A 26,818-nucleotide genomic window follows, 5' to 3' on the forward strand; every position below is an offset into this window, starting at 1 on the left:
GAGGACGAGCACACCGAAACCGACTCTGCCCCATTGAAACCCGGCATCTCCGGGCTGCTCGAAACCGCGGCCGACATCGTGCTGCAGATTGTGCGTTTCTACTACCGGCGACGGCTCTGGCTTTCTGTGCTGGCGCTGGCGTTCGCCTTCGTCGTCGGGTCGGTTTACATCCTCGTCGGCGGATTACGCATCAGCCCGTTCGCACCCAGCTACCGGGTCACCGTGCAACTTGCCGAATCGGGTGGTCTGCTCCCCCACCAAGATGTGATGTTCCAGGGAGCACCGGTGGGGCGCGTCGAGTCGGTCGACGTGACCCAGGACAGCGTCAACGCGATCATCAGCATCAACTCACCGGCGAAGATTCCCACCTCCAGCACGGTGCGGGTGTCGGGACTCTCACCCGCCGGCGAGCAGTATGTCGGCTTCTCCTCGCACTCGGATGCCGGACCATTTCTTACCGACGGCAGCGTCGTCGGGCTCGGCAAGGCAACGACTCCGGTCACCCTCGCGCAGCTGCTCGCCGATGCGGACGGCACGTTGGCGCAGCTCGACCCGAAGAAGCTGGAGATCATCCGCAGGGAACTGAGCCTGAGCAAGGACGGCCCCCGCAAGCTCACGGACATCATCGACGGCGGCACGTTCCTGTTGGCCACTCTCGATCAGGTACTGCCCGAGACGATCAGCCTGTTGCGCACCAGCCGGGTCGTGCTCACCACCGCCACCGATGTCAACAACGGCATCGCCACCACCTCACGCAATCTCACCACCGTGATGAACGGCGTCAACCGGATGGAAGGCGGCTACCGCACACTCGTCGACACCGGACAACAGCGCTTCCACCAGATCGACGCACTCTTCTCCGACAACTCGGACACCATGGTGCAGCTGCTCGGGAACCTTGCCACCGTCTCGCACCTGACCTACCTGCGTGTACCCGCGCTCAATGCGCTGTTCCCCGACTATCGCGGTTCCATGCTCGAGGCCCTCACCACGATCCTGCATGACGGCGGCGGGTGGGCCACCGCAGATATCTATCCCCGCTACACGTGTGACTACGGCACCCCGCGCAGGCCCCCGTCGTCGGCCGACTACCCCGAGCCGTTCCTGAACACGTTCTGCCGTGACGACGATCCCGCCGTCCTGATCCGCGGGGCCAAGAACGCTCCACGCCCGGCCGGAGACGATACGGCCGGACCACGCGCCGGGGCCGATCTCGGGACAACCGCGGATCGGACGCCCACGGGACGTTTCAGCATCCCCACCCCATACGGCGGACCAACGCTGCCCATCGAGCCGCCACAGTAGGGGTCCGAACGTAGGACATCCGCTACTACAAGGCGTAGTTGGCTGTGGCATAGACTCATCGCGTGTTATATCGGGCGTTTTTGCGGGTGGTCGATCTGCTGCCGATACCGAGCCTCCGCACGCAGCGCCTCATCGCCGCGGCGGTCGTGCTGACTCAGGGCGGAATCGCCGTGACCGGCGCCGTGGTTCGGGTCACCGCCTCGGGCCTGGGATGCCCGACCTGGCCACAGTGCTTCCCCGGAAGTTTCACCCCGGTCGCCGTAGCCGAAGTGCCCCGCATCCACCAGGCCGTCGAGTTCGGCAACCGGATGATCAGTTTCCTGGTGGTGATCACCGCCGCGTTGGCCGTCCTTGCGGTGACACGTGCGCGCCGCCGCCACGAGGTGCTAGTGTACGCCTGGCTGATGCCGGCCTCGACCGTGCTGCAGGCTGTCATCGGTGGCATCACCGTATTGACCGGCCTGCTGTGGTGGACGGTTGCGATCCATCTGTTGGTGTCGATGGGCATGGTGTGGCTGGCCACGCTGCTCTACGTGAAGATCGGTGAGCCCGACGTCGTCTCCGACTTCCCGATGGTGCCCCCGCCGCCCGCACCGTTGCGCCGCCTGACCGCGCTGATCGGCGTGACCCTGGCCGCCGTCCTGGTGGTCGGAACGCTGGTGACCGGCGCAGGGCCACATGCCGGTGACAAAAGCGTCACGCGCGTAGTGCCCCGGCTACAGGTGGAAATCACCACGCTGGTGCATCTGCACGGCACACTGCTCATCGCTTACCTGGCGCTGCTGGTGGGGCTGGGATTCGGGCTCGCGGCCGTCGGCGTGACCCGGCCTATCTGGGTGCGCTTCACGGCATTGCTGGCACTCACCCTGGCGCAGGGATTCGTGGGTGTGGTCCAGTTCTACACCGGCGTGCCTGCCGTGCTCGTCGCCGTCCACGTCGCAGGTGCGGCAGCGTGCACCGCGGCCACCGCCGCTCTCTGGGCGGCGCTGACCACCCCGGCGCTAGCCGCGTCGGTGCTGCCCCAGCGGGCCCAGGCCCAAACGCTCTAACGCCTCGTCAACACCGATTACGAACTTTCGTTGCGCCAGATCGCGCTCTTCGGTCTCCAGCTGACGCCAGCCCAGAGACGGCTCAACCAATTCCAGCTCCAACAGCCGTGGGTCGTCGTCGTGCACTCCACCGATCACGTCGACACGCGCATACAGCAGCTCGGCCATGGCGATGCCGGATTTGGTGGCCGCGGCAGCCAATGCCGAAGCGCCGAACTTCCACAGCGCCGAGGACGGTTTCACCGGCGCCAACCGCTCGGAGTGGAACAGGCCCGACTCGTCGACCTCGGCGGCAGCACCCGGCGGAGGTAGTAGCGCGCCCTTGGTAAACGCATGGGACGGTTCGCCGTTGAGGAAGACCAACGCCGTTTCGCCGTGCACGTCGACTCGAGGGTCGTAGGGCTGGATGAGAACGGTGCGGCCCTCGTCCTGCAGCGCCTCGGCATGATCACGGGCGGCTTCCGGGCACGTGAAACGCCCCGCGCCGCGCGAGCCTCCGGCCACCGCGGGCTTGATCACCAGTTCGCCGTCGGGCAGCACGACGGGCTCGTCGGGTGCGAAGAAGGTACTCGGAACCGTCGGAATACCAGCTGCGGCAAGATCATTCAGGTAACGCTTGTCGGTGTTCCAGCGCACCACCGGCAGTGGGTTGAGCAGGTTGCGCATCGACCCGGCCCATCGCAGGAACTCATCCAGGCGTTCGGGGTAGTCCCAGGTAGCGCGCAGGATCACCAAATCGGCTTGCGCGGTCTCCGGGTCATCCCAGGACAGCCAACGCGCGTGTAGGTCACGAACACGCAGTGCGGCAACAAGTTCAGCGTCGTCACCGTCACCGGAGACGAGTTGGGGGCAGCCGGCCAGAACGATGCGCGGATGGAAGATATCCGGCCGTCCCAGCCTTACGTCCGGGCGACCCACCCGGCCATCTTCTTGGCGTGACCCGGTGCCGGGGTGGCGGTACTGACCAGCTCGCGGTCCCATTCCTCAACGGCCTCGATGCCTTCGACGGCCTCCACGGCGGCGTGCGCGGTCGCCAGGTCGGTAACCACCTGATCGCCGAGGATTCCGTCGGCGCCGACCAGGGTGATGCGAACACCCGCCTGCCCGATGGGCTGCAGCACTGCCTTGGTGGGCATGTGATGCGCCTTCACGAACGCCGTCAGTGCGCGATGCACGGTCGACGGAACGGACACCTTCCGCTGCTTGTCGGCGGGCTGGGCTTCATCGGTCATGTATAGAGCGTACGTGCCTGGATACTGGTACCCATGCGCGCCATCGAAGTGCCGGTGACCGGCGGACCCGAAGTGCTCACCCTCGTCGAAAAGACAGCTCCGACACCGGGCCCCGGCGAGGTACTCATCGACGTCGATGCGGTGGGGGTCAACTTCCGCGATATCTATCTGCGTAACGGCAGCTACGCCGCCCCGCTCCCCCACATTCCGGGATCCGAGGTCACCGGAGTGGTAAGCGCGGTGGGTGAGGGTGTCGAACACCTTGCCCCTGGCGACCGGGTCGCCAGCCCCGTGGCCGCCTGGGGGTACGCCGAATCGACCACCGCACCAGCCGATTACACCGCAAAAGTGCCCGAGGGCCTGTCTCCGGAGGTTGCCGCGAGCGCCCTGCTTCAAGGCATCACCGCCCATTACCTGCTCACCTCGGTGTACCCCGTCGCCGCTGGTGACACCGTGCTGGTGCACGCCGGAGCCGGCGGAATGGGCTTGCTGCTGACCCAATGGGCGTCCCATCGCGGGGTCAGGGTCATCACGACCGTGTCGAGCGCGGCCAAGGAGAAACTGTCCCGCGAGGCCGGTGCCGCCGAGGTGCTGCCCTACCCGGATCCCGCGGATCCGGCGGAATTCGCCGAGAAGATCCTCGAGCTGACCTCGGGTGAGGGTGTCGCGGTCGCCTACGACGGCGTCGGCAAGTCGACCTTCGAGGCAAGCCTGGCGGCAGTCCGGGTGCGTGGCCTGATCGCCCTGTACGGCGCGGCCAGTGGCCAGGTGCCGCCCTTCGACCCGCAGCGCCTCACCGCGAAGTCGGCTGTGCTGACCCGACCGACCATGGGGCATTTCATCCGCACCCCGGCAGAATTCGCCTGGCGCGCCGATGAGGTCCTGGACCTGGTGTCGCGCGGGACATTGAAGATCACCGTCGGAGCCAGCTATCCGCTGGAGCAGGCCGCCCAGGCCCACATCGACCTGGAGGCACGCAAGACCACCGGGTCGGTCGTCCTAGTGCCCTAGCAGCCCATTGCTGAACAACAGCGGCCAGCCGACCACCGAGTCGACCGCCAGGGCGCAGAAGACCACGGCCAGGTAGTTGTTGGACTGCAGGAACAACCGCAGCGGTTTGATCGGCTGCCCCTTGCGCACACCCGAGTACAGCTGGTGCGCCATCGCCAGGAACCACACCCCGGCCAGGAACGCGACCACGGCGTAGATGACACCTGCGGCCAGCGCGAGTGCCAGCGTGGCAAGCACCGTCAGCCAGGTGTAGATGAGAATCAGCCGGGTGACCTTCTCTTCGGTTGCGATCACGGGCAGCATCGGGACCCCCGCGGCCCGGTAATCCTCCTTGTAGCGCATGGCCAGCGCCCAGGTGTGCGGCGGAGTCCAGAAGAAGATGATCAGGAACATCACCACCGCCGGCCACTCAATGGTGCCGGTGACCGCCGACCACCCGATCATCACCGGCATGCACCCGGCCGCCCCGCCCCACACCACGTTCTGCGCGGTGCGGCGCTTGAGCACCAGCGTGTAGATGAACACGTAGAAGGCGATGGTGGCGACGGCGAGCACGCCGGACAGCAGGTTGGCAGTCCACCACAGCCAGGCGAAAGCCCCCACGCCGAGCACGATCCCGAAGGTCAGGGCGTTGCGCGTGGTGACCGTCGATGTCGCCAGCGGCCGCCGCGCGGTGCGCTTCATGACCTTGTCGATATCGGCATCGGCCACGCAGTTCAGCGTGTTGGCGCTGGCCGCCGCCATGATGCCGCCGAGCAGCGTGTTCAGGATCAACAGCGGATTCACGTGACCGCGGTCGGCCAGCAGCATCGCGGGGATCGTGGTGACCAGCAGCAGCTCGATGACCCTGGGCTTGGTCAGCGCCACGTAGGCGAGGATTGTCGAAAGGAACGGGCCGCGAGCACGCGCGCCTTGCGTCTCTCGCATCCGCACCGCGCTGATCCTCCTGGGTAATTATCCGGTGAGCCAGCCGACCCGCGGCACTGAGCGCTCTACTACACACGATGGTAGACCGCCAGGGTCGCGCGTCGACAACCAAGGTCGGCCCCCGGAAGTGAACATAGGTTGTCCGCCACCGGACTATCACATTGCCTAGACGGCGTGACCCGGCCGTGAGGCAGCGGCGGGAAATCGGCAGCACTACGATGGGCCCCGTGACCGCGATCGACGAGATCCCGACCGATATCCCAACCCTCACCCGGGCCGACCACCCGGATGACTGGACAGACCTGGACTCGCGTGCGGTAGACACCGCACGGGTGCTGGCCGCCGATGCCGTGCAGAAGGTCGGCAATGGCCACCCCGGCACCGCGATGAGCCTGGCACCCGTGGCATACACGCTTTTCCAGCGTCAGCTGCGCCACGATCCCAGTGACCCCTCCTGGATCGGGCGCGACCGGTTCGTGCTGTCCTGTGGGCACAGCAGCCTGACTCTGTACCTGCAGCTGTACTTGGGCGGATTCGGCCTGGAACTCTCCGATATCGAGGCACTGCGCACCTGGGGCTCGTTGACCCCCGGTCACCCCGAGTACCACCACACCAAGGGTGTCGAGATCACCACCGGGCCGCTCGGCCAGGGCCTGGCCTCGGCGGTTGGCATGGCGATGGCCTCTCGGTACGAGCGCGGCTTGTTCGACCCCGACGCCGCGCCCGGGACCAGCCCGTTCGACCACTTCATCTACGTCATCGCCTCCGACGGCGACATCGAAGAGGGCGTGACCTCGGAAGCGTCCTCCTTGGCCGGTACCCAACAGCTCGGGAACCTCATCGTCATCTGGGACGACAACGAGATCTCCATCGAGCACGACACCAAGATCGCACTGAGCGAGGACACCCCCGCGCGCTACGAGGCGTACGGCTGGCATGTACAGACCGTCATCAGTGGTGAGAACGTCACCGGCATCGAGGAAGCACTGGCCAACGCCCGTGCGGTCACCGACCGCCCGTCGTTCATCGCGCTGCGCACGATCATCGGCTACCCCGCTCCCACCAAGATGAACACCGGCGGCGTGCACGGCTCGGCGCTGGGGGCTGACGAGGTGGCCGCCACCAAGAAAATTCTGGGCTTCGATCCGGAGAAATCCTTCGACGTGGCCCCAGAGGTCATCGCCCACACCCGCGAGCTCGTGCAGCGCGGCAAGCAAGCACATGCGGAGTGGGACAAGGATTTTGACGCCTGGGCCGCCCGCGAGCCCGAGCGCAAGGCACTGCTGGACCGACTGGAGGCGCGCACCCTGCCCGAGGGCTGGGACGCCGACCTGCCGTCCTGGGAGCCCGGCTCCAAGGGCGTGGCTACTCGCGCCGCGTCCGGCGACACCCTGTCAGCGCTCGGCGCCAAGCTTCCCGAGCTGTGGGGTGGCTCCGCGGACCTCGCGGGCAGCAACAACACCACCATTAAGGGCGCCGATTCCTTCGGCCCAACGTCCATCGCGACATCGGACTGGAATGCCCAACCATATGGCCGCACACTGCATTTCGGCATCCGCGAGCATGCGATGGGATCGATCCTGTCCGGCATCGTGCTGCATGGCCCCACCCGCGCGTACGGCGGAACGTTCCTGCAGTTCGCCGACTACATGCGGCCCGCGGTGCGCCTGGCGGCTTTGATGAACATCGATCCGATCTACGTGTGGACACACGACTCGATCGGTCTCGGCGAGGATGGCCCCACCCACCAGCCGGTGGAGCACCTGGCCGCCCTGCGCGCCATCCCCAACCTCTCGGTGGTGCGCCCCGGTGACGCGAACGAAACCGCCTACGCTTGGGCGACCGTCCTGGAGCGCCAATCCAGCACCGGCCCAGTCGGTTTGGCGCTCACCCGCCAGGGTGTGCCGATCCTGGAAGGCACCAGCCGCGAGGGTGTGGCCAAGGGCGGCTACGTGCTGGAGGCAACCGATGGCCAGCCCGATGTGATCCTCATCGGCACGGGCTCGGAACTGCAGCTCGCCGTCGAGGCCAAGAAGATCCTTGCCGCCAAGGGAATTACGGCCTCCGTGGTGTCGTTCCCCTGTGTGGAATGGTTCGAGTCCCAGCCCCAGGAATACCGCGACAGCGTGCTGCCGCCGTCGGTGCGTGCCCGGGTGTCCGTGGAAGCCGGCATCGCGCAAGGCTGGTACAAGTTCGTCGGCGACGCCGGTCAAATCGTCTCACTGGAGCACTTCGGAGCTTCCGCTGACGACAAGACCTTGTTCCGTGAGTTCGGCTTCACCCCGGATGCAGTGGCTGCGGCCGCCGAAAGGTCCATCGCAGCAGCTCAATAACCCCGAATCAGGAAGGGATGAATCCCATGAGCACATCTGAGCAGAACGCTAATCTCGCCGAACTGAGCGAAGCCGGAGTTGCCGTCTGGCTCGACGATCTCTCCCGGGACCGACTCAACTCGGGCAATCTCGCCGAGTTGATCGCGACCAGAAGCATCGTCGGGGTGACCACCAACCCTGCGATCTTCCAGGCCGCCCTGTCCAAGGGGCATGCCTACGACGCGCAGATCGCCGAGCTGGCCGAGCGGGGGGCCGATGTCGACTCGGCAATCCGCACCGCCACCACCGATGACGTGCGCGCCGCCTGCGACGTGTTGGCTCCGCAGTACGAAGCCTCCGAGGGCGTCGACGGCCGAGTGTCCATCGAGGTGGACCCGCGCCTGGCACACGACACCGACAAGACCATCCTGCAGGCGATCGAGCTGTGGAAGATCGTCGATCGGCCCAACCTGTTGATCAAGATCCCGGCCACCAAGGCCGGTCTGCCCGCGATCTCGGCGGTCATCGCCGAAGGCATCTCGGTCAACGTCACCCTGATCTTCTCGGTGGAACGCCACAAGGAAGTGATGGATGCCTACCTGGCCGGCCTGGAGGCCGCCAAGGAAGCCGGACGCGACCTCTCCAAGATCCACTCGGTGGCCTCGTTCTTCGTGTCCCGGGTGGACACCGAGATCGACAAACGCCTCGAGGACATCGGCAACGGTCAGGCACTGTCCCTGCGGGGCCGGGCCGGGGTCGCCAATGCCCGCCTCGCCTACCAGGCCTACGAGAAGGTCTTCGATCACGGTCACAGGTTCGCCGAGCTCAAGAAGGCCGGTGCGCGCGTGCAGCGTCCGCTGTGGGCCTCGACCGGAGTCAAGAACCCCGACTACGACGACACCCTCTACGTGGTGGACCTGGTGGCTCCGCACACCGTCAACACCATGCCCGAGAAGACGTTGGAGGCCGTTGCCGATCACGGCATCGTCACCGGCAACACCATTCACGGAACATATGACGGCGCGCACGCGGTCTTCCATGAGCTCAGTCGCGCCGGAATCGATCTGGACGACGTGTTCGAGGTGCTCGAGACCGAAGGCGTCGACAAGTTCGAGGTCGCCTGGAACGAGCTCATCGACGCCACCCAAGCCCAACTCGACGCGGTATCCACCAAGGAGTGAGCGTGGATGACGGTCTTCACACGAAAGGCTCATCCATGACTGACATTCTTCGCGCGAACGGCGCATCGGCGACAAACCCGTTGCGGGACAAGCGCGATAAGCGTCTTCCACGCATCGCGGGACCCTGCTCGCTGGTGATCTTCGGGGTCACCGGCGATCTGGCCCGCAAGAAGTTGATGCCGGCCATCTATGACCTGGCCAATCGCGGGCTGCTGCCACCGAGCTTCGCGTTGGTCGGGTTCGCCCGCCGGGACTGGGCCAACGAGGACTTCGGCCAGATCGTGCTCGATGCCGTGAAGGAACACTCACGCACCCCGTTCCGTCAGCATGTCTGGGACCGTCTTGCCGAGGGAATCCGGTTCGTGCAGGGCAGTTTCGATGATGACGCGGCCTTCGAGCAGCTCAAGAAGACCCTGCAGACGCTCGACGAAGAACGCGGCACCGGCGGCAATCACGCCTTCTACCTGTCGATTCCGCCGAAAGCATTCCCCACGGTATGCGAGCAGCTGTCCAAGTCCAGACTTGCACAGCCCGTGGACGGCGCATGGCGCCGCGTCGTGATCGAGAAGCCCTTCGGCCATGATCTGCAGAGTGCCCGCGAGCTGAACGCTGTGGTCAACGAGGTGTTCCCCGAGGAATCAGTCTTCCGGATCGATCATTACCTCGGCAAGGAGACGGTGCAGAACATTCTGGCGCTGCGGTTCGCCAACCAGTTGTTCGACCCGATCTGGAACGCCCACTTCGTGGACCATGTGCAAATCACCATGGCCGAGGACATCGGATTGGGCGGCCGCGCAGGCTATTACGACGGCATCGGGGCAGCACGCGATGTCATCCAGAATCACCTGCTGCAGCTGCTGGCATTCACCGCGATGGAGGAGCCCATTAACTTCTCCCCCGCCGAGCTGCAGGCGGAGAAGATCAAGGTGCTCTCGGCCACCCGGCTGGCCGAGCCGCTCGCCGAAACCACTGCCCGCGGCCAGTACGGACCGGGATGGCAAGGCAGCCAGCAGGTTCCGGGCCTCTTGGAAGAGGAAGGCTTCTCCAAGACCTCAACCACCGAGACGTTCGCCGCCATCACCCTGGAGGTCGACAGCCGCCGCTGGGCCGGGGTCCCGTTCTACCTGCGCACCGGAAAGCGGTTGGGCCGCAGGGTCACGGAGATCGCGTTGGTGTTCAAGCGGGCACCGCATCTGCCCTTCGATTCCACGATGACCGAAGAGCTCGGCGCCAATGCGCTGGTCATCCGGGTGCAGCCCGATGAGGGCGTCACACTGCGGTTCGGCTCGAAGGTGCCCGGTACCGCGATGGAGGTGCGGGACGTCAACATGGACTTCTCGTATGAGCAGGCCTTCACCGAGGAATCACCGGAGGCCTACGAGCGGTTGATCCTCGACGTCCTGTTGGGGGAACCGTCGCTGTTCCCTGTCAATGCCGAGGTCGAATTGTCCTGGCGGATTCTGGATCCTGCGCTGGATTTCTGGGCATCAGAGGGCAAGCCGGACACATACGAATCGGGTACCTGGGGGCCGCAATCGGCCGTGGAAATGCTGGCCCGCAGTGGCCGGGAATGGAGGCGGCCGTGATCATTGATCTGCCCGACACCACCACCAACGACGTCAACAAAAAGCTGGTGGAGCTGCGCGAAACCGGTGGTGCGGTCACCATGGCGCGCGTCCTGACCCTGGTTGTCATCACCGACGCCGGCGATGACGTCGAAGAGGTCATCGAGGCCGCCAACGGCGCCAGCCACGAGCATCCGTGCCGCATCATCGTGCTGGAGCGCAATCCGCTGGCCCCCACCACGGGGCTCAATGCCCAGATCCGGGTCGGGGGTGACGCCGGGACGGGCGAGGTCGTCGTATTGCGGCTGCGCGGCCCTCTCGCCGCCCACGAGCACAGTGTCGTGATCCCGTTCCTGTTGCCCGATACCCCCGTGGTCGCGTGGTGGCCCAACCAGGCGCCCGCCATTCCCGCGAAAGATCCGGTGGGACGTCTGGCGATCCGCCGTATCACCGATGCGACGACGGCACCAGACCCCTTGAACGCCATCAAGAACCGGCTCGCCGGATACACCCCCGGTGACACCGACCTGTCATGGAGCCGGATCACTTACTGGCGTGCGCTGCTGGCCTCGGCCCTGGATCAGCCACCGTATGAGGGCATCAACTCGGCAGTGGTGTCCGGGCTCGCCACCGAACCCGCGCTCGATGTCACCGCGGGCTGGCTCGCGTCACGTATCGAAGGACCCGTCACCCGTCTGGTCGGCGAGCTCAAGGTGGAACTGCACCGGGACAGCGAGGTCGTCACCCTGAGCCGGCCGCAGACCGGGGCCATCGCGACACTGGCCCGCACCGGACGCCCGTCGGCATCACTTCCGTTGCCGCGCAGAGAGACACGAGATTGCCTGGCCGAGGATTTGCGCCGCCTCGATCCCGATGAGATCTACCGCACGGCGCTTGAGGGAATCGCGAAGGTGCAATACCTATGAGTGAAACAATCATCGAAAAGTACGCGGATACCGACACTTTGGTGACCGCCGCAGGCGACCGGCTGGCATCGGCAATCGCCGGTGCCCTCGCCGAACGCGGCAAGGCGCTGATCGTGCTCACCGGGGGCGGTACCGGCATCGCCCTGCTCAAGCATCTGCGCGAGGTGGCCAGCGATCTCGACTGGGCCAACGTCCACGTGTTCTGGGGCGACGACCGGTACGTCCCGAAGACCGATCCGGAACGTAATGCCTGGCAGGCCTGGGAGGCACTGCTCGAGCATGTCGACTTCCCGCTGCGCAACATGCACGCGATGCCCAACAGCGAAAGCGAGTATGGCACCGACCTGGACGCGGCCGCACTCGCCTACGAGCAGCTGCTGGCGGCCAATGCCGAGCCCGGCCAGGACTGCCCGGCCTTCGACGTCCACCTGCTGGGCATGGGCGGCGAGGGGCATATCAATTCACTGTTCCCGCATACCGATGCCGTCAAGGAAACACACCGACTGGTGGTTGCGGTGCCCGACTCCCCCAAGCCACCACCGGAGCGGATCACGTTGACACTGCCCGCCATTCAGCGTTCACGCGAGGTGTGGTTGATCGTCTCCGGCGAGGCCAAGGCCGAAGCCGTCGCGGCGGCGATCGGAGGGGCCGATCCGATCGATGTGCCCGCGGCAGGCGCCAAGGGGACCGAACGTACCGTGTGGCTGTTGGACGAAGCCGCCGCGAGCCAGCTGAACTAGGCGCAGGCCCCAACCGGGCCCTCATGCGGCCGCGATCGGCCTACACCCTGTGCGTGGCGGTCTAGTTCTCGTTGCCCTGTCCCGCGGCGAAGAGCGCGTCCGGGTCTACGGACAGGCCATGCGCCGCCTGGGCCGGTGTCGGAGCAGGCAGCTGAGCTGGCACACCCGGCGAGGGTGCGACGGCGGGTCCTGGCGCGGGCGTTTTCAGACGCTGCACATTGATCGCGAACTCCGCCACCGCATCCCGGATCGCTGCCGCATGCTCGTCAAGACGGTCCAAGAGCTGCGATAGCGTGCGGCCCATCTTGTTTCCAAGCTCGGAGGCATCCGCCACGGCGGAGGCGATCGTGGTCGCCACGCTGCCCCCCTGGGTGATGGGTGAAGCCGCCCGGGCCGCCGTGAACTCGGTAATGACGTCGTCCACATACCCTTCCACCCATTGCCCGAGCATGCTCCGGGTATGCGTGACCAGATCCGTCACGACGTTGATGCGCTGATTGACATTCGCCGCGACGAGGCGCAGCTCCTGCAAAGCGTCATCGAGAGCACCTGCCGCCTCACCGAATCCTGTTGCCGCCGCCCCGCTATGACCGTCGCCCAGCGCACTGAGCACCGCCGAGAGTTCCTGTTGCACATTGGTGACATCGGCAATGCAATAGCGCCAGAAGGTGGCTTCGGCGGACGCCGCGACGGGGTCACCCCGCATCGCATTGAGCGGTTCTTCCAGGAACTGCACATGCTCGACCAGGAAGCCCAATCCGGCGTCATAGAGGCGAGTGAGCGGTTTCAGCTCGGCATCAAGGGTGTCCACCGAACCCTTCACCAATCTTCGTCATCGCGGCGACAGTCTGGTCCTCCGCCTCGGCAATCTGCCGAGCTTGATCGTGAAGGCGCTGTCCCGTCTCCACGATGACATCGCCGAGCGTGCGGACCGCGTCGGACAGCTCATCGATGCTTCCCCGCACCGACATCACGAAATCCGACGACACAGACCCCAGGTCCTGATCGCCGAGCCCCTCGCCGTGATGCTCGAGCAAGTACCGCACGGATTCCCCGGCGCTCTCGAGGTTCGCTGCCTCGTGCAACACCACGTCGCGGTCAAAGTGGAAGGTCCCGCCCGGCTCATTGCTCATGAGGACGGTCCCAGATGTTCACCCTCCCCAAGGTGCCCCCCGTCCAGGTAGCCCTTGACGTAGTCCATGGCCGGTCCGTCACCGGTGAGGTCATGCAACGTGCTGTGGATCTGGCTGGCCGCATTGACCTGCGCCGCGGCGATAGTCCTGGTAATGATTGCCGACAGATCCCGCGCGTCCATCGACAGTGTGGACTCATCGAGATCCAGCGCCTCGATGCGGCCGCCGGACCCAACGGTCACCGCGACTCCCACATCATCCTTGGCGTGGCCGCGAACCAGGCCCACTGTCTGCTGCACGTACTGGGCGCGTTGTCCAAGAACCTCCAGGCGATCCTGGTACTCACGGATCCATTGGCGGGGGTCACCACGGCACTCCGACATGTCGAGGGGCTCCTTTCCTGGGGGTGCGGCCGGTGAAACGGGAACGTCCCCTCCGCGTCCCCGGTCCACCGACCGCTGATGGCACTCGTCGACTTCTGTGCCATACATAGAGATTGATGATCCGAGGACATGAATCGGTTCCATGAATTTTGAAGAAATTTCTCGGCAAATAGATGAAACATCAACTACCAGCGAGAATATCTACCGCAGAGACAAAACAGCGGACTACCTGTGGAGTAGTCCGCTGCCGGTAAAACGTCGTTCCGCTATCCGCCGAGCTTGATCTCCAGCCCGACGCCGATGATCGAGATCACCCAAATAGCAGTGACGAAGTAGGTCAGCCGGTCCAGGTTCTTCTCCACCACGGTTGAACCGGAGAGGCTCGACTGCACGCCACCACCGAACAGCGTGGACAGACCACCGCCCTTCGCACGGTGCAACAGCACCAGCAAGACCACGAGCAAGCTCGTGATCACCAGGATGATCTGCAACGCCAATTCCATGGTGGTTAGCCTACCGGCTCGGTTCCGCTCACCTGCGCAGGGACTCCGTTCAGCTCACTGCCGAACTATCGGCCAGCCAGGTATTGCATTCCCACAGCCGATTCTTGAGCGAACCATGCCGCCACCATGCCTCGGCGTGCTGGTTGGAACCGTGGTCACGCGTCGGCTGCTGTCCGTCTCCGCGATCCTGGTCATTCCAGGCCAGGTCGAGTTCCTGCTGGGTGATGGTGCCACCACGTCGGGAGCCAAGGAACATTCCCGAGAAGCACTGGGCCTGCAGTTCCAGTCGTCGGGAGAGCTCAAGTCCCAGCGGTGAATCGACTCCGGCAGCGCGGCGCTGGCGCCAGTACTCATCCCACATCCCGCTGAGCTCCTGCGCATGGTGCCCATACTCGTGGGCGTAAACGGCCAGGTAGATACCGTCATGATTCCCATACCTGCCCGGAGGCACACCCACGATCGACATGTAGATGGTGTTGTTCGAGGGGCAGTAAAAGGCGGCCCTCGCCCTTCCGAAATATTCGCCTCCACAGGGCGAATCCACATAGTCTCCCGCCACTACCAAACCCGGCGACGACCACGGCAGGCTGTGCCCGTCAAGCAGCCGCCGCCACTCCGGATCCATGCACCCGCGAAGGTCGCGGTAGAACGCGTCGGCGTGCGGGATGTCGAACGGCCATGTGCTCGTGGAGCACGGCGCATTCGTGAATCCCGCGTCCTGATTCCGAAATAGCGGATTGTTGCCGAGCGCGAATACCGGCTTGGGGCCAGGAGGCGGCGGGGGCGCCGGTGCCGTGGTGGGCCTCGTCGACGATGAGGCCCACACGGCGGTACTGCGAACAGTGGTCGAGGGGTACTGCCACGTGGTTGTGGCTCGCACCGAACGGTCTCTATTCGGACGCAGTGCCCATACCGCCATCGTGCCCAGCACGAAAGCGACGACCAGAGCGCAAACTACGCCGGCGACGATCAGGCCGGTGTGAGACCCACCGTGCGCACCCGGCCGCGGTCCGTATCCGGCCGGCGGCAGATACACCGGACGCACCGGTGGCACTGAGTAGGCGGGCCGCGGTTGAGGCGCAGGGTATCCCGGCAATGGCGCAACGGGCGGTGGACGCCATCCACGTGGAGATGGCGCCATCGGAGCCTGCGCGGGCGGCGGTAATGGTGTACCCCAGCCGGGCACCGGCCTGGATTGGTAATACGGCTGCTGCCCCATATGGTCCGCCCCCTGAACACCTTCGGTGAATGCGCGCCAGCATATCGACCCTGACCTAGGGTTACCGCCGTGGGAGAGATGATTCGCGGGGCGGTGTTGCGGCTGTTGATCTGTTTAACGCTCGGTACCGGATGGCTGGTCGCGGCGACGCCTGCGCGCGCAGACGATCCCGCCGGCACGGTGGCGGTCGCCATGAATCTGGCCGAGGACGGCACGCTGCACATCACCGAAACCATCACGCCCGCCAAGGACCACGTGCTGCAACGTCGCCTGCTGCTCGACACGGCCGTCGAAGGCAATCGGGTACAGCATTTCGAAGTCGACCAGGTAGCCACTACCGGTGCCGCCCAGGCTATCTCGGACGGTAACGCGTTGACCGCCGTCGCTCACGGCCCGGCCACGATCAGCTACACGGTGCGCGGCGCTGTCACCGACATCGGTGATCGGCAACAGGTGTTGTGGCCCGTAGCCTCCGGATGGGACTCGGGACTGCGAAACGTCACGGCCTCGTTCGTGTCCCCGAGCACCAAACCCAGCTCTCCCGAATGCTCTGTGGGCGCACCAGGTTTTCAAATACGTTGTACCTCAGCACAGGTCGATCACACCGGGGTAATCCGGCTTCAGCAGAACGAACTCTCACCGGATTCGGTCGTAGTCTTCAGTGTCATGCTGCCGGCCGGTACGGTCCCAGCCAGCGCCACCTTCACGACAATCCCGGGGGCACCGGGACCGTTCGCGCTGACAGGGTCGTCGATCACCGCGCTCACAGCGCTCGGCGGCACTGCGATCGCCCTAGCCGGCTGGGTGATTACCGCGCGCCGCCGCGATGCACGGGCCGCCGAAATGGCCATCGCCTTGGCCGATCCCCTCGTGCACGATGACAAGGGGGCACGATTCGCAGCACCCGACGGTGTCCTACCGGGACAGGTTGGCACCGTTGTCGATCTGCGTGTCGACGCCGTGGACCTCACCGCGACGATCGTCGACCTCGCGGTGCGCGGATACCTCTGGATCGCCGAAACAGACGGCCCCGGTGCACAGCTCGATTGGCAGATATCCCGTCGCGCTCCGATGGATGGCCTACTGACCACCTACGAGACCCAGCTGGTGAATATCCTGCTCCCCCAAGGGACCGAGACGGTCTTTGTATCCAGCTTCCACACACCGGGTTCCCGGCTGGATCTTGGCGGCATGTCCGACACGATGTATGCCGACGCCCAGCGCAATCGGTGGTTCCGCCGTTCGCCAGAACACCTTGGCCCCCTAACCCATTATGGGATCGGCGCGCTACTCGGCGGTCTCGTGATCACGGCCGCCCTGGCACTGAGCGTCGGCAGCGCCATGATCGGTGTGGCGGTATGCGGCGCAGGAGCCGTCTTCGCACTGGCCGGAATGCTACTTCCGGTGCGCACGGCGCGTGGCCGGCTGCTGGTAGCGCATGTGGCCGCGCTGCGCCGCTACTTGGGTGAGCTCAACATGGAGGACTTGGAGCCCACCGACCGGGAGATCATCCTCACCCGGGCGGCGCCCTACGCTGTGGTCCTGGGGCAGCTCGATGCATGGCTCAAAGCCATGGAAACACTCGATACCGCCGCAGACGGCTCACCCGGAATCGATTGGTACGAAACGACTTCCGAAGAACTCAACAAAACCGCTGCGAACATCACCGCGAACCTGCCGACCTTCCTCACCATTCTGGACGGCGTGTTGGCGCGCGGCGCGCACCTACAGAACCTGCCGCAGAACTGAGTTAGAGCAGCGGCCCGCCCGCCGCGATCGCCGACATCTGGGCGAACTGCTCGCCATCCAGCGAGGCGCCGCCCACCAGAGCGCCGTCCACATCTTCCTGCGCAACCAATTCGCCTACGTTCTTGGCATTGGCAGAGCCGCCATAGAGCACTCGCACGGACGCTGCCACGTCGGCGCTGGCGATCTGCGCCAACTCGGCCCGGATCGCCGCGCACACTTCCTGAGCGTCGGCGGCACTGGCCACCCGGCCGGTGCCGATCGCCCACACCGGCTCGTAGGCGATGACGACCTTCTCGACCTGCTCGGAGGTAAGCCCGGCCAGCGATCCCCGTAACGAGTCCACGTTGTATTGCACGTGGTCGCCCGCTTCGCGGATGTCCAGGGCTTCTCCGATGCAGACGATCGGCGTCAGACCGTGTTTGAGGGCCGCGGCCGCCTTGGCGGCGACCAGCGCATCGTCTTCGGCGTGGTACTGACGACGCTCGGAATGCCCGACCACGACGTACGTGACGCCCAGTTTGGCCAGGAAGGCACCGCTGATCTCGCCGGTGTAGGCACCCGAGTCGTGTACCGACAGGTCCTGTGCGCCGTAGGTCAATCGCAGCTTGTCCCCGTCGACCAGAGTTTGCACGCTGCGGATGTCGGTGAACGGCGGAATGACCGTCACATCCACCTTGTCGAAATACTTGTCCGGCAACGAGAACGCGATCTTCTGCACCAGGGCGATGGCCTCGAAGTGATTGAGGTTCATCTTCCAGTTGCCAGCGATCAACGGCTTACGCGACATGCGATGCTCCTCTAGCTTTCGAGAACGTCGATACCCGGAAGCGTCTTGCCCTCAAGGTATTCCAGGGATGCGCCACCACCGGTGGAGATGTGCGAGAAGCCATCGTCCGGCAGATCCAGCGCACGCACCGCGGCCGCCGAATCACCGCCTCCGACCACACTGAACGCACCCTTCTCGGTGGCCGCGATGATCGCCTCGGCCACCCCTCGAGTACCCGCGGCGAAAGCCGGGAACTCGAAGACACCCATCGGACCATTCCAGAAGATGGTCTTGGCGTTCGACAGCACGGCCGTGAACCGTTTCACCGACTCGGGCCCGATGTCTAGACCCATCTTGCCGTCCGGGATAGCGTCTGCGGCAACGATTTCCGAGGGCGAATCGGCGGCGAACTCGTCCGCTGCCACGATGTCCATCGGCAGGTGAATCACGTCGGCATAGGTATCCAGCAGCCGCTTGCACGTATCGACCATCTCCGGCTGCACCAGCGACTTGCCCACCGGCAACCCCTGCGCGGCCAGGAAGGTGAAGCACATCCCGCCACCGATCACCAGGCTGTCGGCCTTGGTGGCCAACGATTCGATGACGGCCAGCTTGTCGGAGACCTTGGACCCGCCGAGCACCACCGCATACGGGCGCTCGGTGCTGGCCGTGAGCACCCGCAGAACTTCCACCTCGGCGGCCACCAGACCACCCGCGTAATGCGGCAGCAGTGTCGCCACGTCGTAGACGGAGGCCTGCTTGCGATGCACCACGCCGAATCCATCGGAGACGAACGCACCGTCGGTACCCGTTGGGCCGCCGACCAATTCGGCGAGCTCCTGGGCGAGCGCTCGTCGCTGCGCGTCATCCTTGCTGGTCTCACGCGGGTCGAACCGGATGTTCTCCAGCAGCAGCACGTCACCGTCGGTCAGACCTTCGGCACGCGCCAGCGCATCCGTCCCGACAACGTCGCCGGCCACCTGCACGTGCTGCCCCAGCAGTTCGCTGAGCGCCGCACCGACCGGAGCCAGGGACAGCTTGGGGTCCGGCGCACCGTCCGGGCGGCCCAGGTGCGCGGTGACGATGACCTTGGCCCCGGCACCCGCGAGCGCGCGGATGGTCGGGACCGAGGCCACGATGCGACCCGGGTCGGTGATGTTGAGATTGTCGTCGAGCGGGACGTTCAGGTCCGACCGGACCAGCACGCCCTTGCCCGAAACTCCCTCGGCCAGCAGGTCGTTGAGGGACTTGATCGCCATCGTTACAGCGACTTGCCGACCAGGCCGACCAGGTCGACGAGGCGGTTCGAGTAGCCCCACTCGTTGTCGTACCAGGAGACGACCTTGGCCTGGTTGTCGATCACCTTGGTCAGGCCCGCGTCGAAGATCGAGCTGTGCGGGTCGGTGACGATGTCCGAGGACACGATCGGCGCGTCGTAGTACTTCAGGATGCCCTTGAGCTTGCCCTCCGCGGCGGCCTTCATGGCGGCGTTGATGTCGGCAGCGCTCGCCGCCTTGGCGAGTTCCACGGTGAGGTCGGTCGCCGAACCGGTGGGGATCGGCACACGCAGGGCGTAACCGTCGAGCTTGCCCTTGAGCTCGGGCAGCACCAGACCGATGGCCTTGGCGGCACCGGTCGAGGTAGGCACGATGTTCAGCGCGGCGGCGCGGGCACGGCGCAGGTCGCTGTGCGGGCCGTCCTGCAGGTTCTGGTCCTGGGTGTAGGCGTGGATGGTGGTCATCAGGCCCTTGACGATGCCGAACTCATCGTTGAGCACCTTGGCCAGCGGTCCGAGGCAGTTCGTGGTGCACGAGGCGTTGGAGATGATGTTCTGGCTGCCGTCGTACTTGTCGTCGTTGACGCCCAGCACGATGGTGATGTCCTCGTCGCTGGCGGGCGCGGAGATGATGACCTTCTTGGCACCGGCGTCCAGGTGGCCCTGCGCCTTCTCACGCTTGGTGAAGATGCCGGTCGATTCGACGACGACGTCGACACCCAGGTCGCCCCACGGCAGCGCCGCCGGGCCTTCGCGGACCTCGAGGGCCTTGATCTTGTGGTCGCCGACCACGATGGTGTCGTCGCCCTCCAGGCTGACGTCGTACGGCAGCCGCCCCAGAATGGAGTCGAATTTCAGCAGGTGGGCCAGGGTGGCGTTATCGGTCAGGTCGTTGACCGCGACAATCTCGATGTCGGTGTTGATCCCTTGAGCCTTCTGCGCGTCCAGTGCCCGAAAGAAGTTCCGGCCGATCCGGCCAAACCCGTTTACGCCTACCCGGACAGTCACGTAGCGCTCCCTCTTAGTCTGTTTGATCTGTGGTGTACCCGTTATCGGCACTCACATTAGCCCAGGGGGTGAGCCATTTCGTCCCGGCCCAGTCGCGCGACGATATGGGCGATGACCGCCAACACCAGCGGCGCCACGCCAGCGATGACGAACACCGTGGTGTTGCCGATGATGTGCGCCACCGGAACCACGAGTGCGAACGAGGCGGGCAGGCCGACGAGGGACACGAAGAAGTCCATGCTGGCCGCGCGGCCGAGCATCTCCTCGGGCACGCGACGCTGCATCAGGGTGCCCCAGATGACGTTGGCTGCCTGCATGGTGCCCCCCACGATGATCATGGCGAGGGCGATCATCCAGACGCGTCCGGTGAACCCGATGAGCAGCAGGGGCAAGGACCCCGCTCCCCACATCAGGATCATCACCGTCAGGTACCGGCGGGCCAGGGGCAGTGACGACACGATGAAGGACCCGGCCGCGCCGGCCAGACCGAACAACGCCAGCACCGTGGCATGTGTGCCTGGGTCTCCGCCGTGGTCTCGGATGACGAACGGCAGCAGAATCTCGATGGGCCCGACGACCACCAGCACATAACCGATCGCGAACAGCAGCGTGGCGAAGAACCACGTGGTGCGCACCATGTAGCGGAACCCCTCCGCCAAATCGGCCAGCGCACGGCGCACGGGATGCTGACGTACATCGGGCGCGGCGGCCGGCTCGTGGGTGTGCCGAACCAGCAGCAGACAGCCCAGACCCGCCGCCACCAGCGCACCCTCCAAGAGGAACGCCCCACCCGGTGACCACACGCTGACGATGGCGGCACTGACCGCGGGACCGGCCGCGAGCTGCATCACGGGCCGCAGCACACCTTCGATTCCGTTGGCCGCCAACAGCTCATCGGCGGGCAACAAACTCGGCAACAACGCGGTATAGGCCGGGATGTAGAAACCCTCGGCGATCCCGAACAACAGTGAGTTGAGCGCCAGATGCCAGATGTGGGCGGCACCGGTCAGTGCGAGCGTCGCAGTGGTGAACATCAGCACCGTCTGCACGGCCAGTGAGCACCGCATCACCCACAACTTGGGCAGTCGATCAGCGGCGACACCGGCGGGCAGCACGCTGATCAGTAGACCCACGCTGAAGGTGGTGCCGACGATGGCCACCTGCGCCGGCCCGAGTCCCATTCGGATGACCTGCCAGACAAGCGCCACCGTCCACATGCCATTGCCCAACAGGGTCACCGCCAGGCCCAGAGTCAGCAGTCGATAGTCGCGATGCCGCAGCGGCCGCAGTGCGCGCGGGAGTCCGGTGCTCTGATGGTGTGGCTCTTCGCCCGAAGAGTCCTCGGGCATTTCCCCAAGGACCGCTTCGGTTTTCACCTGCTTAGCGAAGTCCACCGATTCAGGGTACGAAAGCGCTCCGACAATTCGCCATCGGTTTTCGCTCGGCGTGAGGGGACTTGTTACGCCTCTTCGAGCAGCTCCGGGGTCACCGCGGACTCGGTATCGGGGATACCGTCGGTCTTGGCCTTGCGGTCGGCCATCGAAAGCAATCGCCGAATACGGCCCGCGACAGCATCTTTGGTCATCACCGGATCGGCGAGGCGGCCCAGCTCCTCAAGTGATGCCTGCCGGTGCTCAACGCGCAGCTTTCCGGCGGCCGCGAGGTGGTCGGGCACTGTGTCGCCAAGGATTTCCAGGGCACGCTCCACGCGCGCGGCCGCAGCGACCGCAGCACGCGCGGACCTGCGCAGGTTCGCGTCGTCGAAATTCGCGAGCCTGTTCGCCGTTGCCCGCACTTCGCGGCGCATCCGGCGTTCTTCCCACGTCAGTCGGGTGTCCTGCGCGCCCATCCGGGTGAGCAAGGCACCGATGGCCTCGCCATCGCGAACCACCACCCGATCACTGCCCCGCACCTCACGCGCCTTCGCGCTCACGCCGAGCCGTCGGGCCGCACCCACCAGGGCCAGCGCGGCCTCCGGTCCCGGGCAGCTGACCTCCAGCGCCGATGACCGGCCGGGTTCTGTCAGCGAGCCGTGTGCCAGGAACGCGCCACGCCAGGCGGCCTCGGCATCGGCCACGCTGCCGCCGACCACCTGTGCCGGCAGCCCGCGCACCGGGCGCCCCCGCAGATCGAGCAGACCGGTCTGCCGCGCCAACGCTTCTCCGTCCTTGGCGACGCGGACCACATAACGAGTGGTCTTGCGGATGCCGCCCGCAGACAACACGTGCACTACGGCGTTATAGCCGTACAGATCGAAGATGTCCTTGCGGAGACGCCGCGCGATGCTGCCCTGGTCGACTTCTGCCTCGACGACAACCCGGCCGCTGACGATATGCAGTCCGCCGGCGAACCGCAGCAGCGACGCGACCTCGGCGCGGCGGCTGCTGACCTGAGTCACCACCAGGCGGCTCAGTTCGTCTTTGACCTCGGCGGTCATCGCCACGGGGTGTCCCCTCTCTGAATTCCATGCTGCGTGCTCCCGCCCCCCGCTGCCAGGCGCACCGTGGATTCGGCATCTGTTCCCGCGGCCGCGGCCGCGCTACCCGTTCGTACTCGATCCAAGACCGCCGACAGTTTCGCAGGGTCATGTAAATGTGTACCAGGGCGCGAGACGTCAGCGAACTGAACGTGCGCATTGAACAAGGCAGCTGCCCTGGTCAAGTGGTCGCGTTCGGTGTCATCTGCGGATGCGGATTCGACGACGATGTCGTGTACACCGAACTCGGGCGCGTGTTGCGAGAGTACGTGCAAATGACGCTCCGCGGAAAAGCCCGCCGTCTCCCCCGGCTCCGGTGCCAGATTCAAGATCAAGGCCTTCCGGGCCTGGGTCTGCTGCAAAGCAGCGAAAAGTTCGGGCACCAGGACATGCGGGATGACACTGGTGAACCAGGACCCGGGCCCTAAAACCACCAGGTCGGCGGCCATGATGGCCTCCACGGCCTGCCGGGTGGCCGGCGGGTTGCCCGGATGCATGCGGACGCGGCGCACCTTGCCGGGGGTGGTCGCCAGCGCCACCTGCCCGCGGATCACCCGGCTCATCCGCGGGTCGGACTCCAGACCGGATACGTCGGCCTCGATCTGCAACGGAATCGGGCACATCGGCAACACCCGGCCGGTGATGCCGAGCATGCGGCCCATCTCGTCGAGCGCGGAGACCGGATCGGCGAGCATGTCGGTGAGCCCGGCCAGGATCAGGTTGCCGATCGGGTGCCCCGCCAACCCGCCATTGCCGCCCAGGCGGTGCTGGATGGCCGTGGCCCACATGCGCCCGCGCGGGCTGTCGGAGGCGAGCGCCGCCAACGCCATGCGCAGATCGCCGGGTGGCACGATCCCGAGCTCGGAACGAATTCGCCCGGACGAGCCGCCGTCATCGGACACCGTCACCACGGCGGTTATGTCATGGGTGAGCCGTCGCGCCGCCGAAAGTGTGGCGTACAGACCGTGGCCACCACCGAGGGCAACGATCCGGGGTTCGCGGCGCGTGAACGGCTGGTCGATGCCGGGGTTCATTCGCGCCCCAAGTCGCGGTGCAATACCCGCACCGACAGGTCTTCATCGGGGGCAAACGATGCGGCCAGGGCCTCGGTGATCGCGACACTGCGATGCTTGCCGCCGGTACAGCCAACCGCGATTGTCATGTAGCGCTTTCCCTCTCGCCGGTAACCGTCGATGACGAGGTTCAGCAGCCGATGGTAGGTGTCCAGGAACTCGTCCGCGCCGGGTTGGCTCAATACGTACTGGCTCACCGACGGATGCTGACCGGTATGCGGTCGCAGCTCGTCAACCCAGTGTGGGTTCGGTAGAAATCGGACGTCGACGACCATATCGGCATCCATCGGTAGCCCATATTTGAATCCGAAAGATTCCACGGTGACGCTCAGATGTGCGACTGTCTCGGTGCTGAAGGCACGCTCGATAGCGGCACGCAGTGCGGGCACGGGCAGCGACGATGTGTCGATGACCAGATCCGCCGAGGCCCGGATCGGTGAGAGCAACGTGCGTTCGGCGGCAATGCCCTCGGCAAGGGTCTGACCGCCCTGCAGCGGGTGACTGCGCCGGTTCTGTTCGTAGCGGCGCACCAGGCTCTCGTCGGATGCCTCCAGGAAAAGCACACGTGGGCTGATCCCCCGGGTGGCCAGGTCGGCACGCACCGATTCCAGATCGCCGGTGAAGCCCCGGGAGCGGACATCCATCACCACCGCGAGCTGCGTGATGCGTGAACCCGCGGCAAGACCCAGGTCCACCATCCGGGTGATCAATTCGGGCGGCAGGTTATCGGCGACATACCATCCCAGGTCTTCGAGCACCTTGGCGGTGGTGCCGCGTCCCGCGCCCGATAGGCCCGTGACCAGGACGACGTCGATATCGGCGTTCGCGGGTCCGCTTGCCACGCTAAGAGGATCGATTGTCATCGACTCCATTTTCGACCATGGCGGGCAGTGGTGCTTCGGTTGCACCGGAAGTCGCCTCCGAATTGACTGGACCGACGAGCGCCTCACGTACCGCCAGTGCGGTGGCCGCACCGATGCCCGGAACCGCGGTGATCTCCTCGACGCTGGCCTTCTTCAGCTGCGCCACCGAACCGAAGTGCGAGACGAGCGCGGCCCGGCGCGCCTCCCCCAGCCCCGGTATGCCATCGAGCACCGAGGCGGTCATCCGCCGGGACCTCTTGCTGCGATGGAACGTGATGGCGAATCGGTGCGCCTCGTCGCGAACACGCTGCAGCAGATACAACGCCTCACTCGTCCTCGGCAGAATCACCGGATCCGGCTCACCCGGCACCCACACCTCCTCGAGGCGCTTGGCCAATCCAATGACCGCGACATCGGTGACACCCAGCTCACTCAGTTCGGCAGCGGCCGCGTTGACCTGGGGTGCACCACCGTCGACGACGAAAAGGTTGGGCGGATAGGCGAACTTCCTCGACCTGCCTTCCGGAGCCGCGGCGCCGGCGACGTCCAACCCCGGAGCCGCGGCGCCGGCGACGTCCAACCCCGGAGCCGCAACGCCGGCAGCATCCAATACCGCACCACTGTCACCGTGAACCTGCTGATCCTGCACGTGCCGGGCGAATCGGCGCCGCGTCACCTCCGCAATGGACCCGACGTCGTCGGAGCGCCCATCCCCGGCAGCCTCCCGGATGCTGTAGTGGCGGTAGTCCGACCGGCGGGACAGCCCATCCTCGAAGACCACCAGCGAGGCCACCACGTCGGTGCCCTGGACATGGCTGATGTCGATGCACTCGATGCGCAGCGGCGCCTGCTCCAGGCCGAGCGCATCCTGAAGCTCCTGCAACGCCGCCGACCTTGTGGTGAGATCGCCTGCGCGCTTGAGCTTGTGCTGCGACAGGGCCTCTTTGGCATTGCGCTCCACCGTCTCGGCGAGCGCCTTTTTGTCGCCACGCTGCGGTACCCGCAATGAGACCCGGGAACCCCGTAGCCCGGTCAACCAAGAGGTCATGCCCTCGGCATCACGCGGCAGCACCGGCACGAGAACCTCACGCGGCACCGGGGCCACGTCGGCATCCGTGTCGGCGACATAAGCGAGATCGGCCTGGTCGCCGTAAAACTGAGTGAGGAACTGTTCGACGAGTCCCTCAAGATCGGAATCGCCCGGGTCCCCCGACTTTTCGACAATCCAGCCACGTTGGCCGCGAACCCGCCCACCACGCACATGGAACACCTGCACCGCGGCTTCCAGCTCGTCGTCGGCGAAGGCCACCACATCGGCGTCGGTGCCATCTCCGAACACAACAGTCTGTCGCTCCAGTGCACGCTGCAAGGCAGAAATGTTGTCGCGCAGCCGTGCCGCCCGCTCGAAATTGAGTTCCTTAGCCGCGTGGTTCATTTCACGTTCCATGTCCCGGGCCAGACGATCCGTCTTGCCAGAGAGGAAGTCGCAGAAATCGAGAACGATCTCCCGGTGCTCTTCGGCGCTCACCCGCCCGATGCAGGGCGCCGAACATTTCTCGATGTATCCCAGCAAGCAAGGGCGGTCAATCTGTTTGTGCCGCTTGAACACTCCGTTAGAGCAGGTGCGGGCCGGGAAGACCCGGGTAAGCAAGTCGAGCGTCTCCCTGATCGCCCACGCATGCGAGTACGGGCCGAAGTAACGCACGCCCTTACGGCGAGGCCCGCGATAGACGAACAGCCGCGGGTACTCCTCGTTGAGCGTGACGGCGAGCACCGGATACGACTTGTCGTCGCGGTAGCGCACATTGAAGCGCGGATCGAATTCCTTGATCCAGTTGTACTCGAGCTGCAGCGCTTCGACCTCGGTGCCCACCACGGTCCACTCGACGCTGCCCGCAGTGGTGACCATCTGCCGGGTACGCGGATGCAGACTGGCGACATCGGCGAAGTACGAGGTGAGCCGGCTACGAAGGCTCTTGGCCTTGCCCACGTAGATGACCCGTCCGTGCGGATCACGGAATCGATAGACCCCCGGCTCGACGGGTATCGAGCCGGGAGCCGGTCGATAGGTCGAGGGATCAGGCACGTATCCAGGCTAGTCGCGGAGTCCGACTAACCCTG

The 26,818-nt window shown here is 65.6% G+C and carries 25 protein-coding genes; 9 read left to right on the forward strand and 16 right to left on the reverse strand.

Going from position 1 to position 26,818, the window contains the following annotated elements:
• The first annotated feature begins 54 nt into the window (after window positions 1–54).
• Entirely contained in the window at window positions 55–1,305 is a 1,251-nt protein-coding gene (locus tag AOT83_RS09610) for an MlaD family protein (RefSeq protein WP_057966034.1), read from the forward strand.
• 62 nt (window positions 1,306–1,367) lie between these two features.
• Window positions 1,368–2,354, forward strand: a complete 987-nt coding sequence (locus tag AOT83_RS09615) for a COX15/CtaA family protein (protein WP_057965928.1) — start codon at window positions 1,368–1,370, stop codon at window positions 2,352–2,354.
• Here AOT83_RS09615 and AOT83_RS09620 read toward each other — a convergent pair.
• Both AOT83_RS09620 and AOT83_RS09625 read right to left on the reverse strand, forming a co-directional pair.
• The gene (locus tag AOT83_RS09620) at window positions 2,307–3,272 is read right to left on the reverse strand and encodes a hypothetical protein (protein WP_030093481.1); all 966 of its coding nucleotides are present in this window, start codon (window positions 3,270–3,272) and stop codon (window positions 2,307–2,309) included. The two genes, AOT83_RS09615 and AOT83_RS09620, sit on opposite strands and share 48 nt — an antisense overlap.
• Window positions 3,254–3,586, reverse strand: a complete 333-nt coding sequence (locus tag AOT83_RS09625; RefSeq protein ID WP_030093482.1) for a hypothetical protein — start codon at window positions 3,584–3,586, stop codon at window positions 3,254–3,256. The genes AOT83_RS09620 and AOT83_RS09625 overlap by 19 nt, the downstream gene beginning before the upstream one ends.
• A gap of 33 nt (window positions 3,587–3,619) precedes the next feature.
• On the opposite strand from AOT83_RS09625, the gene AOT83_RS09630 reads away from it, so the two are divergent.
• A complete protein-coding gene (locus AOT83_RS09630; protein ID WP_057965929.1) occupies window positions 3,620–4,597 on the forward strand; it encodes a quinone oxidoreductase in 978 nt (325 codons plus the stop codon).
• On the opposite strand, the gene AOT83_RS09635 is transcribed toward AOT83_RS09630, so the two are convergent.
• Window positions 4,586–5,524 (reverse strand): heme o synthase, encoded by a 939-nt coding sequence (locus tag AOT83_RS09635; protein WP_057965930.1) that lies wholly within the window; start codon window positions 5,522–5,524, stop codon window positions 4,586–4,588. The two genes, AOT83_RS09630 and AOT83_RS09635, sit on opposite strands and share 12 nt — an antisense overlap.
• 218 nt (window positions 5,525–5,742) lie before the next feature.
• On the opposite strand from AOT83_RS09635, the gene tkt reads away from it, so the two are divergent.
• From tkt to pgl, 5 genes are read left to right on the forward strand one after another with little or no spacing between them, the layout of a single operon-like run.
• The gene (tkt, locus tag AOT83_RS09640) at window positions 5,743–7,857 is read left to right on the forward strand and encodes a transketolase (protein WP_109394815.1); all 2,115 of its coding nucleotides are present in this window, start codon (window positions 5,743–5,745) and stop codon (window positions 7,855–7,857) included.
• A 26-nt stretch (window positions 7,858–7,883) separates the two neighbouring features.
• Complete coding sequence (tal, locus tag AOT83_RS09645; protein WP_057965932.1) at window positions 7,884–9,017, forward strand: transaldolase; 1,134 nt, start codon at window positions 7,884–7,886, stop codon at window positions 9,015–9,017.
• A 35-nt stretch (window positions 9,018–9,052) separates the two neighbouring features.
• Window positions 9,053–10,603 carry a glucose-6-phosphate dehydrogenase gene (gene zwf / locus AOT83_RS09650; protein WP_057965933.1) on the forward strand — a complete coding sequence of 517 codons (1,551 nt, stop codon included), beginning with the start codon at window positions 9,053–9,055 and terminating at the stop codon, window positions 10,601–10,603.
• Complete coding sequence (opcA, locus tag AOT83_RS09655; protein ID WP_057966035.1) at window positions 10,600–11,508, forward strand: glucose-6-phosphate dehydrogenase assembly protein OpcA; 909 nt, start codon at window positions 10,600–10,602, stop codon at window positions 11,506–11,508. The genes zwf and opcA overlap by 4 nt, the downstream gene beginning before the upstream one ends.
• Window positions 11,505–12,248: a 6-phosphogluconolactonase gene (gene pgl / locus AOT83_RS09660; protein WP_057965934.1), complete on the forward strand. Its 744-nt coding sequence runs from the start codon at window positions 11,505–11,507 to the stop codon at window positions 12,246–12,248. Before opcA ends, pgl begins: the two co-directional genes overlap by 4 nt.
• A gap of 61 nt (window positions 12,249–12,309) precedes the next feature.
• Here pgl and AOT83_RS09665 read toward each other — a convergent pair whose 3' ends face one another.
• From AOT83_RS09665 to AOT83_RS09685, 5 genes are all read right to left on the reverse strand, one after another.
• Window positions 12,310–13,059: a hypothetical protein gene (locus AOT83_RS09665; RefSeq protein ID WP_057965935.1), complete on the reverse strand. Its 750-nt coding sequence runs from the start codon at window positions 13,057–13,059 to the stop codon at window positions 12,310–12,312.
• Window positions 13,046–13,381, reverse strand: coding sequence for a hypothetical protein (locus AOT83_RS09670; protein WP_030093491.1), 336 nt, complete (start codon window positions 13,379–13,381; stop codon window positions 13,046–13,048). The genes AOT83_RS09665 and AOT83_RS09670 overlap by 14 nt, the downstream gene beginning before the upstream one ends.
• Window positions 13,378–13,764, reverse strand: a complete 387-nt coding sequence (locus AOT83_RS09675) for a hypothetical protein (protein WP_046253862.1) — start codon at window positions 13,762–13,764, stop codon at window positions 13,378–13,380. The genes AOT83_RS09670 and AOT83_RS09675 overlap by 4 nt, the downstream gene beginning before the upstream one ends.
• Window positions 13,765–14,030: 266 nt before the next feature.
• Window positions 14,031–14,267 (reverse strand): preprotein translocase subunit SecG, encoded by a 237-nt coding sequence (secG, locus tag AOT83_RS09680; RefSeq protein WP_030093493.1) that lies wholly within the window; start codon window positions 14,265–14,267, stop codon window positions 14,031–14,033.
• A 49-nt stretch (window positions 14,268–14,316) separates the two neighbouring features.
• Entirely contained in the window at window positions 14,317–15,486 is a 1,170-nt protein-coding gene (locus AOT83_RS09685; RefSeq protein ID WP_057965936.1) for a neutral zinc metallopeptidase, read from the reverse strand.
• A 78-nt stretch (window positions 15,487–15,564) separates the two neighbouring features.
• Between AOT83_RS09685 and AOT83_RS09690 the strand changes: the two genes are divergently transcribed.
• On the forward strand, window positions 15,565–17,235 hold the full coding sequence (locus tag AOT83_RS09690; protein ID WP_057965937.1) for a DUF2207 domain-containing protein: 1,671 nt from the start codon (window positions 15,565–15,567) through the stop codon (window positions 17,233–17,235).
• Between the two features lies 1 nt (window position 17,236).
• Here AOT83_RS09690 and tpiA read toward each other — a convergent pair whose 3' ends face one another.
• The 8 genes from tpiA to uvrC all read right to left on the reverse strand — a co-directional run bounded on the left by tpiA (window position 17,237) and on the right by uvrC (window position 26,783).
• Window positions 17,237–18,022, reverse strand: coding sequence for a triose-phosphate isomerase (tpiA, locus tag AOT83_RS09695; protein WP_030093496.1), 786 nt, complete (start codon window positions 18,020–18,022; stop codon window positions 17,237–17,239).
• 11 nt (window positions 18,023–18,033) lie between these two features.
• The gene (locus AOT83_RS09700) at window positions 18,034–19,260 is read right to left on the reverse strand and encodes a phosphoglycerate kinase (protein WP_030093497.1); all 1,227 of its coding nucleotides are present in this window, start codon (window positions 19,258–19,260) and stop codon (window positions 18,034–18,036) included.
• 2 nt (window positions 19,261–19,262) lie between these two features.
• The gene (gene gap, locus AOT83_RS09705; RefSeq protein WP_057965938.1) at window positions 19,263–20,285 is read right to left on the reverse strand and encodes a type I glyceraldehyde-3-phosphate dehydrogenase; all 1,023 of its coding nucleotides are present in this window, start codon (window positions 20,283–20,285) and stop codon (window positions 19,263–19,265) included.
• A gap of 56 nt (window positions 20,286–20,341) precedes the next feature.
• Window positions 20,342–21,565, reverse strand: coding sequence for an MFS transporter (locus AOT83_RS09710; RefSeq protein ID WP_030093499.1), 1,224 nt, complete (start codon window positions 21,563–21,565; stop codon window positions 20,342–20,344).
• A 179-nt stretch (window positions 21,566–21,744) separates the two neighbouring features.
• Window positions 21,745–22,722 (reverse strand): DNA-binding protein WhiA, encoded by a 978-nt coding sequence (gene whiA, locus AOT83_RS09715; protein ID WP_030093500.1) that lies wholly within the window; start codon window positions 22,720–22,722, stop codon window positions 21,745–21,747.
• Window positions 22,719–23,795, reverse strand: coding sequence for a uridine diphosphate-N-acetylglucosamine-binding protein YvcK (yvcK, locus tag AOT83_RS09720; protein WP_046253867.1), 1,077 nt, complete (start codon window positions 23,793–23,795; stop codon window positions 22,719–22,721). Before yvcK ends, whiA begins: the two co-directional genes overlap by 4 nt.
• On the reverse strand, window positions 23,792–24,706 hold the full coding sequence (rapZ, locus tag AOT83_RS09725) for an RNase adapter RapZ (protein WP_057965939.1): 915 nt from the start codon (window positions 24,704–24,706) through the stop codon (window positions 23,792–23,794). Before rapZ ends, yvcK begins: the two co-directional genes overlap by 4 nt.
• The gene (gene uvrC, locus AOT83_RS09730; protein ID WP_057965940.1) at window positions 24,678–26,783 is read right to left on the reverse strand and encodes an excinuclease ABC subunit UvrC; all 2,106 of its coding nucleotides are present in this window, start codon (window positions 26,781–26,783) and stop codon (window positions 24,678–24,680) included. Before uvrC ends, rapZ begins: the two co-directional genes overlap by 29 nt.
• Between the last annotated feature and the right edge of the window lie 35 nt (window positions 26,784–26,818).

This window comes from Mycobacteroides sp. H001 (assembly GCF_001440005.1).
Lineage (GTDB): Bacteria > Actinomycetota > Actinomycetes > Mycobacteriales > Mycobacteriaceae > Mycobacterium > Mycobacterium gwanakae.

What these genes read in the sequence shown, in the direction of transcription:
- AOT83_RS09625 (WP_030093482.1), bottom strand. Translation starts at nt 3,586, where the DNA reads ATGACCGATGAAGCCCAGCCCGCCGACAAGCAGCGGAAGGTGTCCGTT.
- AOT83_RS09630 (WP_057965929.1), top strand. Translation starts at nt 3,620, where the DNA reads ATGCGCGCCATCGAAGTGCCGGTGACCGGCGGACCCGAAGTGCTCACC.
- AOT83_RS09635 (WP_057965930.1), bottom strand. Translation starts at nt 5,524, where the DNA reads ATGCGAGAGACGCAAGGCGCGCGTGCTCGCGGCCCGTTCCTTTCGACA.
- tkt (WP_109394815.1), top strand. Translation starts at nt 5,743, where the DNA reads ATGGGCCCCGTGACCGCGATCGACGAGATCCCGACCGATATCCCAACC.
- tal (WP_057965932.1), top strand. Translation starts at nt 7,884, where the DNA reads ATGAGCACATCTGAGCAGAACGCTAATCTCGCCGAACTGAGCGAAGCC.
- zwf (WP_057965933.1), top strand. Translation starts at nt 9,053, where the DNA reads ATGACTGACATTCTTCGCGCGAACGGCGCATCGGCGACAAACCCGTTG.
- pgl (WP_057965934.1), top strand. Translation starts at nt 11,505, where the DNA reads ATGAGTGAAACAATCATCGAAAAGTACGCGGATACCGACACTTTGGTG.
- AOT83_RS09670 (WP_030093491.1), bottom strand. Translation starts at nt 13,381, where the DNA reads ATGAGCAATGAGCCGGGCGGGACCTTCCACTTTGACCGCGACGTGGTG.
- AOT83_RS09675 (WP_046253862.1), bottom strand. Translation starts at nt 13,764, where the DNA reads ATGTCGGAGTGCCGTGGTGACCCCCGCCAATGGATCCGTGAGTACCAG.
- secG (WP_030093493.1), bottom strand. Translation starts at nt 14,267, where the DNA reads ATGGAATTGGCGTTGCAGATCATCCTGGTGATCACGAGCTTGCTCGTG.
- AOT83_RS09685 (WP_057965936.1), bottom strand. Translation starts at nt 15,486, where the DNA reads ATGGGGCAGCAGCCGTATTACCAATCCAGGCCGGTGCCCGGCTGGGGT.
- AOT83_RS09690 (WP_057965937.1), top strand. Translation starts at nt 15,565, where the DNA reads ATGATTCGCGGGGCGGTGTTGCGGCTGTTGATCTGTTTAACGCTCGGT.
- tpiA (WP_030093496.1), bottom strand. Translation starts at nt 18,022, where the DNA reads ATGTCGCGTAAGCCGTTGATCGCTGGCAACTGGAAGATGAACCTCAAT.
- AOT83_RS09700 (WP_030093497.1), bottom strand. Translation starts at nt 19,260, where the DNA reads ATGGCGATCAAGTCCCTCAACGACCTGCTGGCCGAGGGAGTTTCGGGC.
- whiA (WP_030093500.1), bottom strand. Translation starts at nt 22,722, where the DNA reads ATGACCGCCGAGGTCAAAGACGAACTGAGCCGCCTGGTGGTGACTCAG.
- yvcK (WP_046253867.1), bottom strand. Translation starts at nt 23,795, where the DNA reads ATGAACCCCGGCATCGACCAGCCGTTCACGCGCCGCGAACCCCGGATC.
- rapZ (WP_057965939.1), bottom strand. Translation starts at nt 24,706, where the DNA reads ATGGAGTCGATGACAATCGATCCTCTTAGCGTGGCAAGCGGACCCGCG.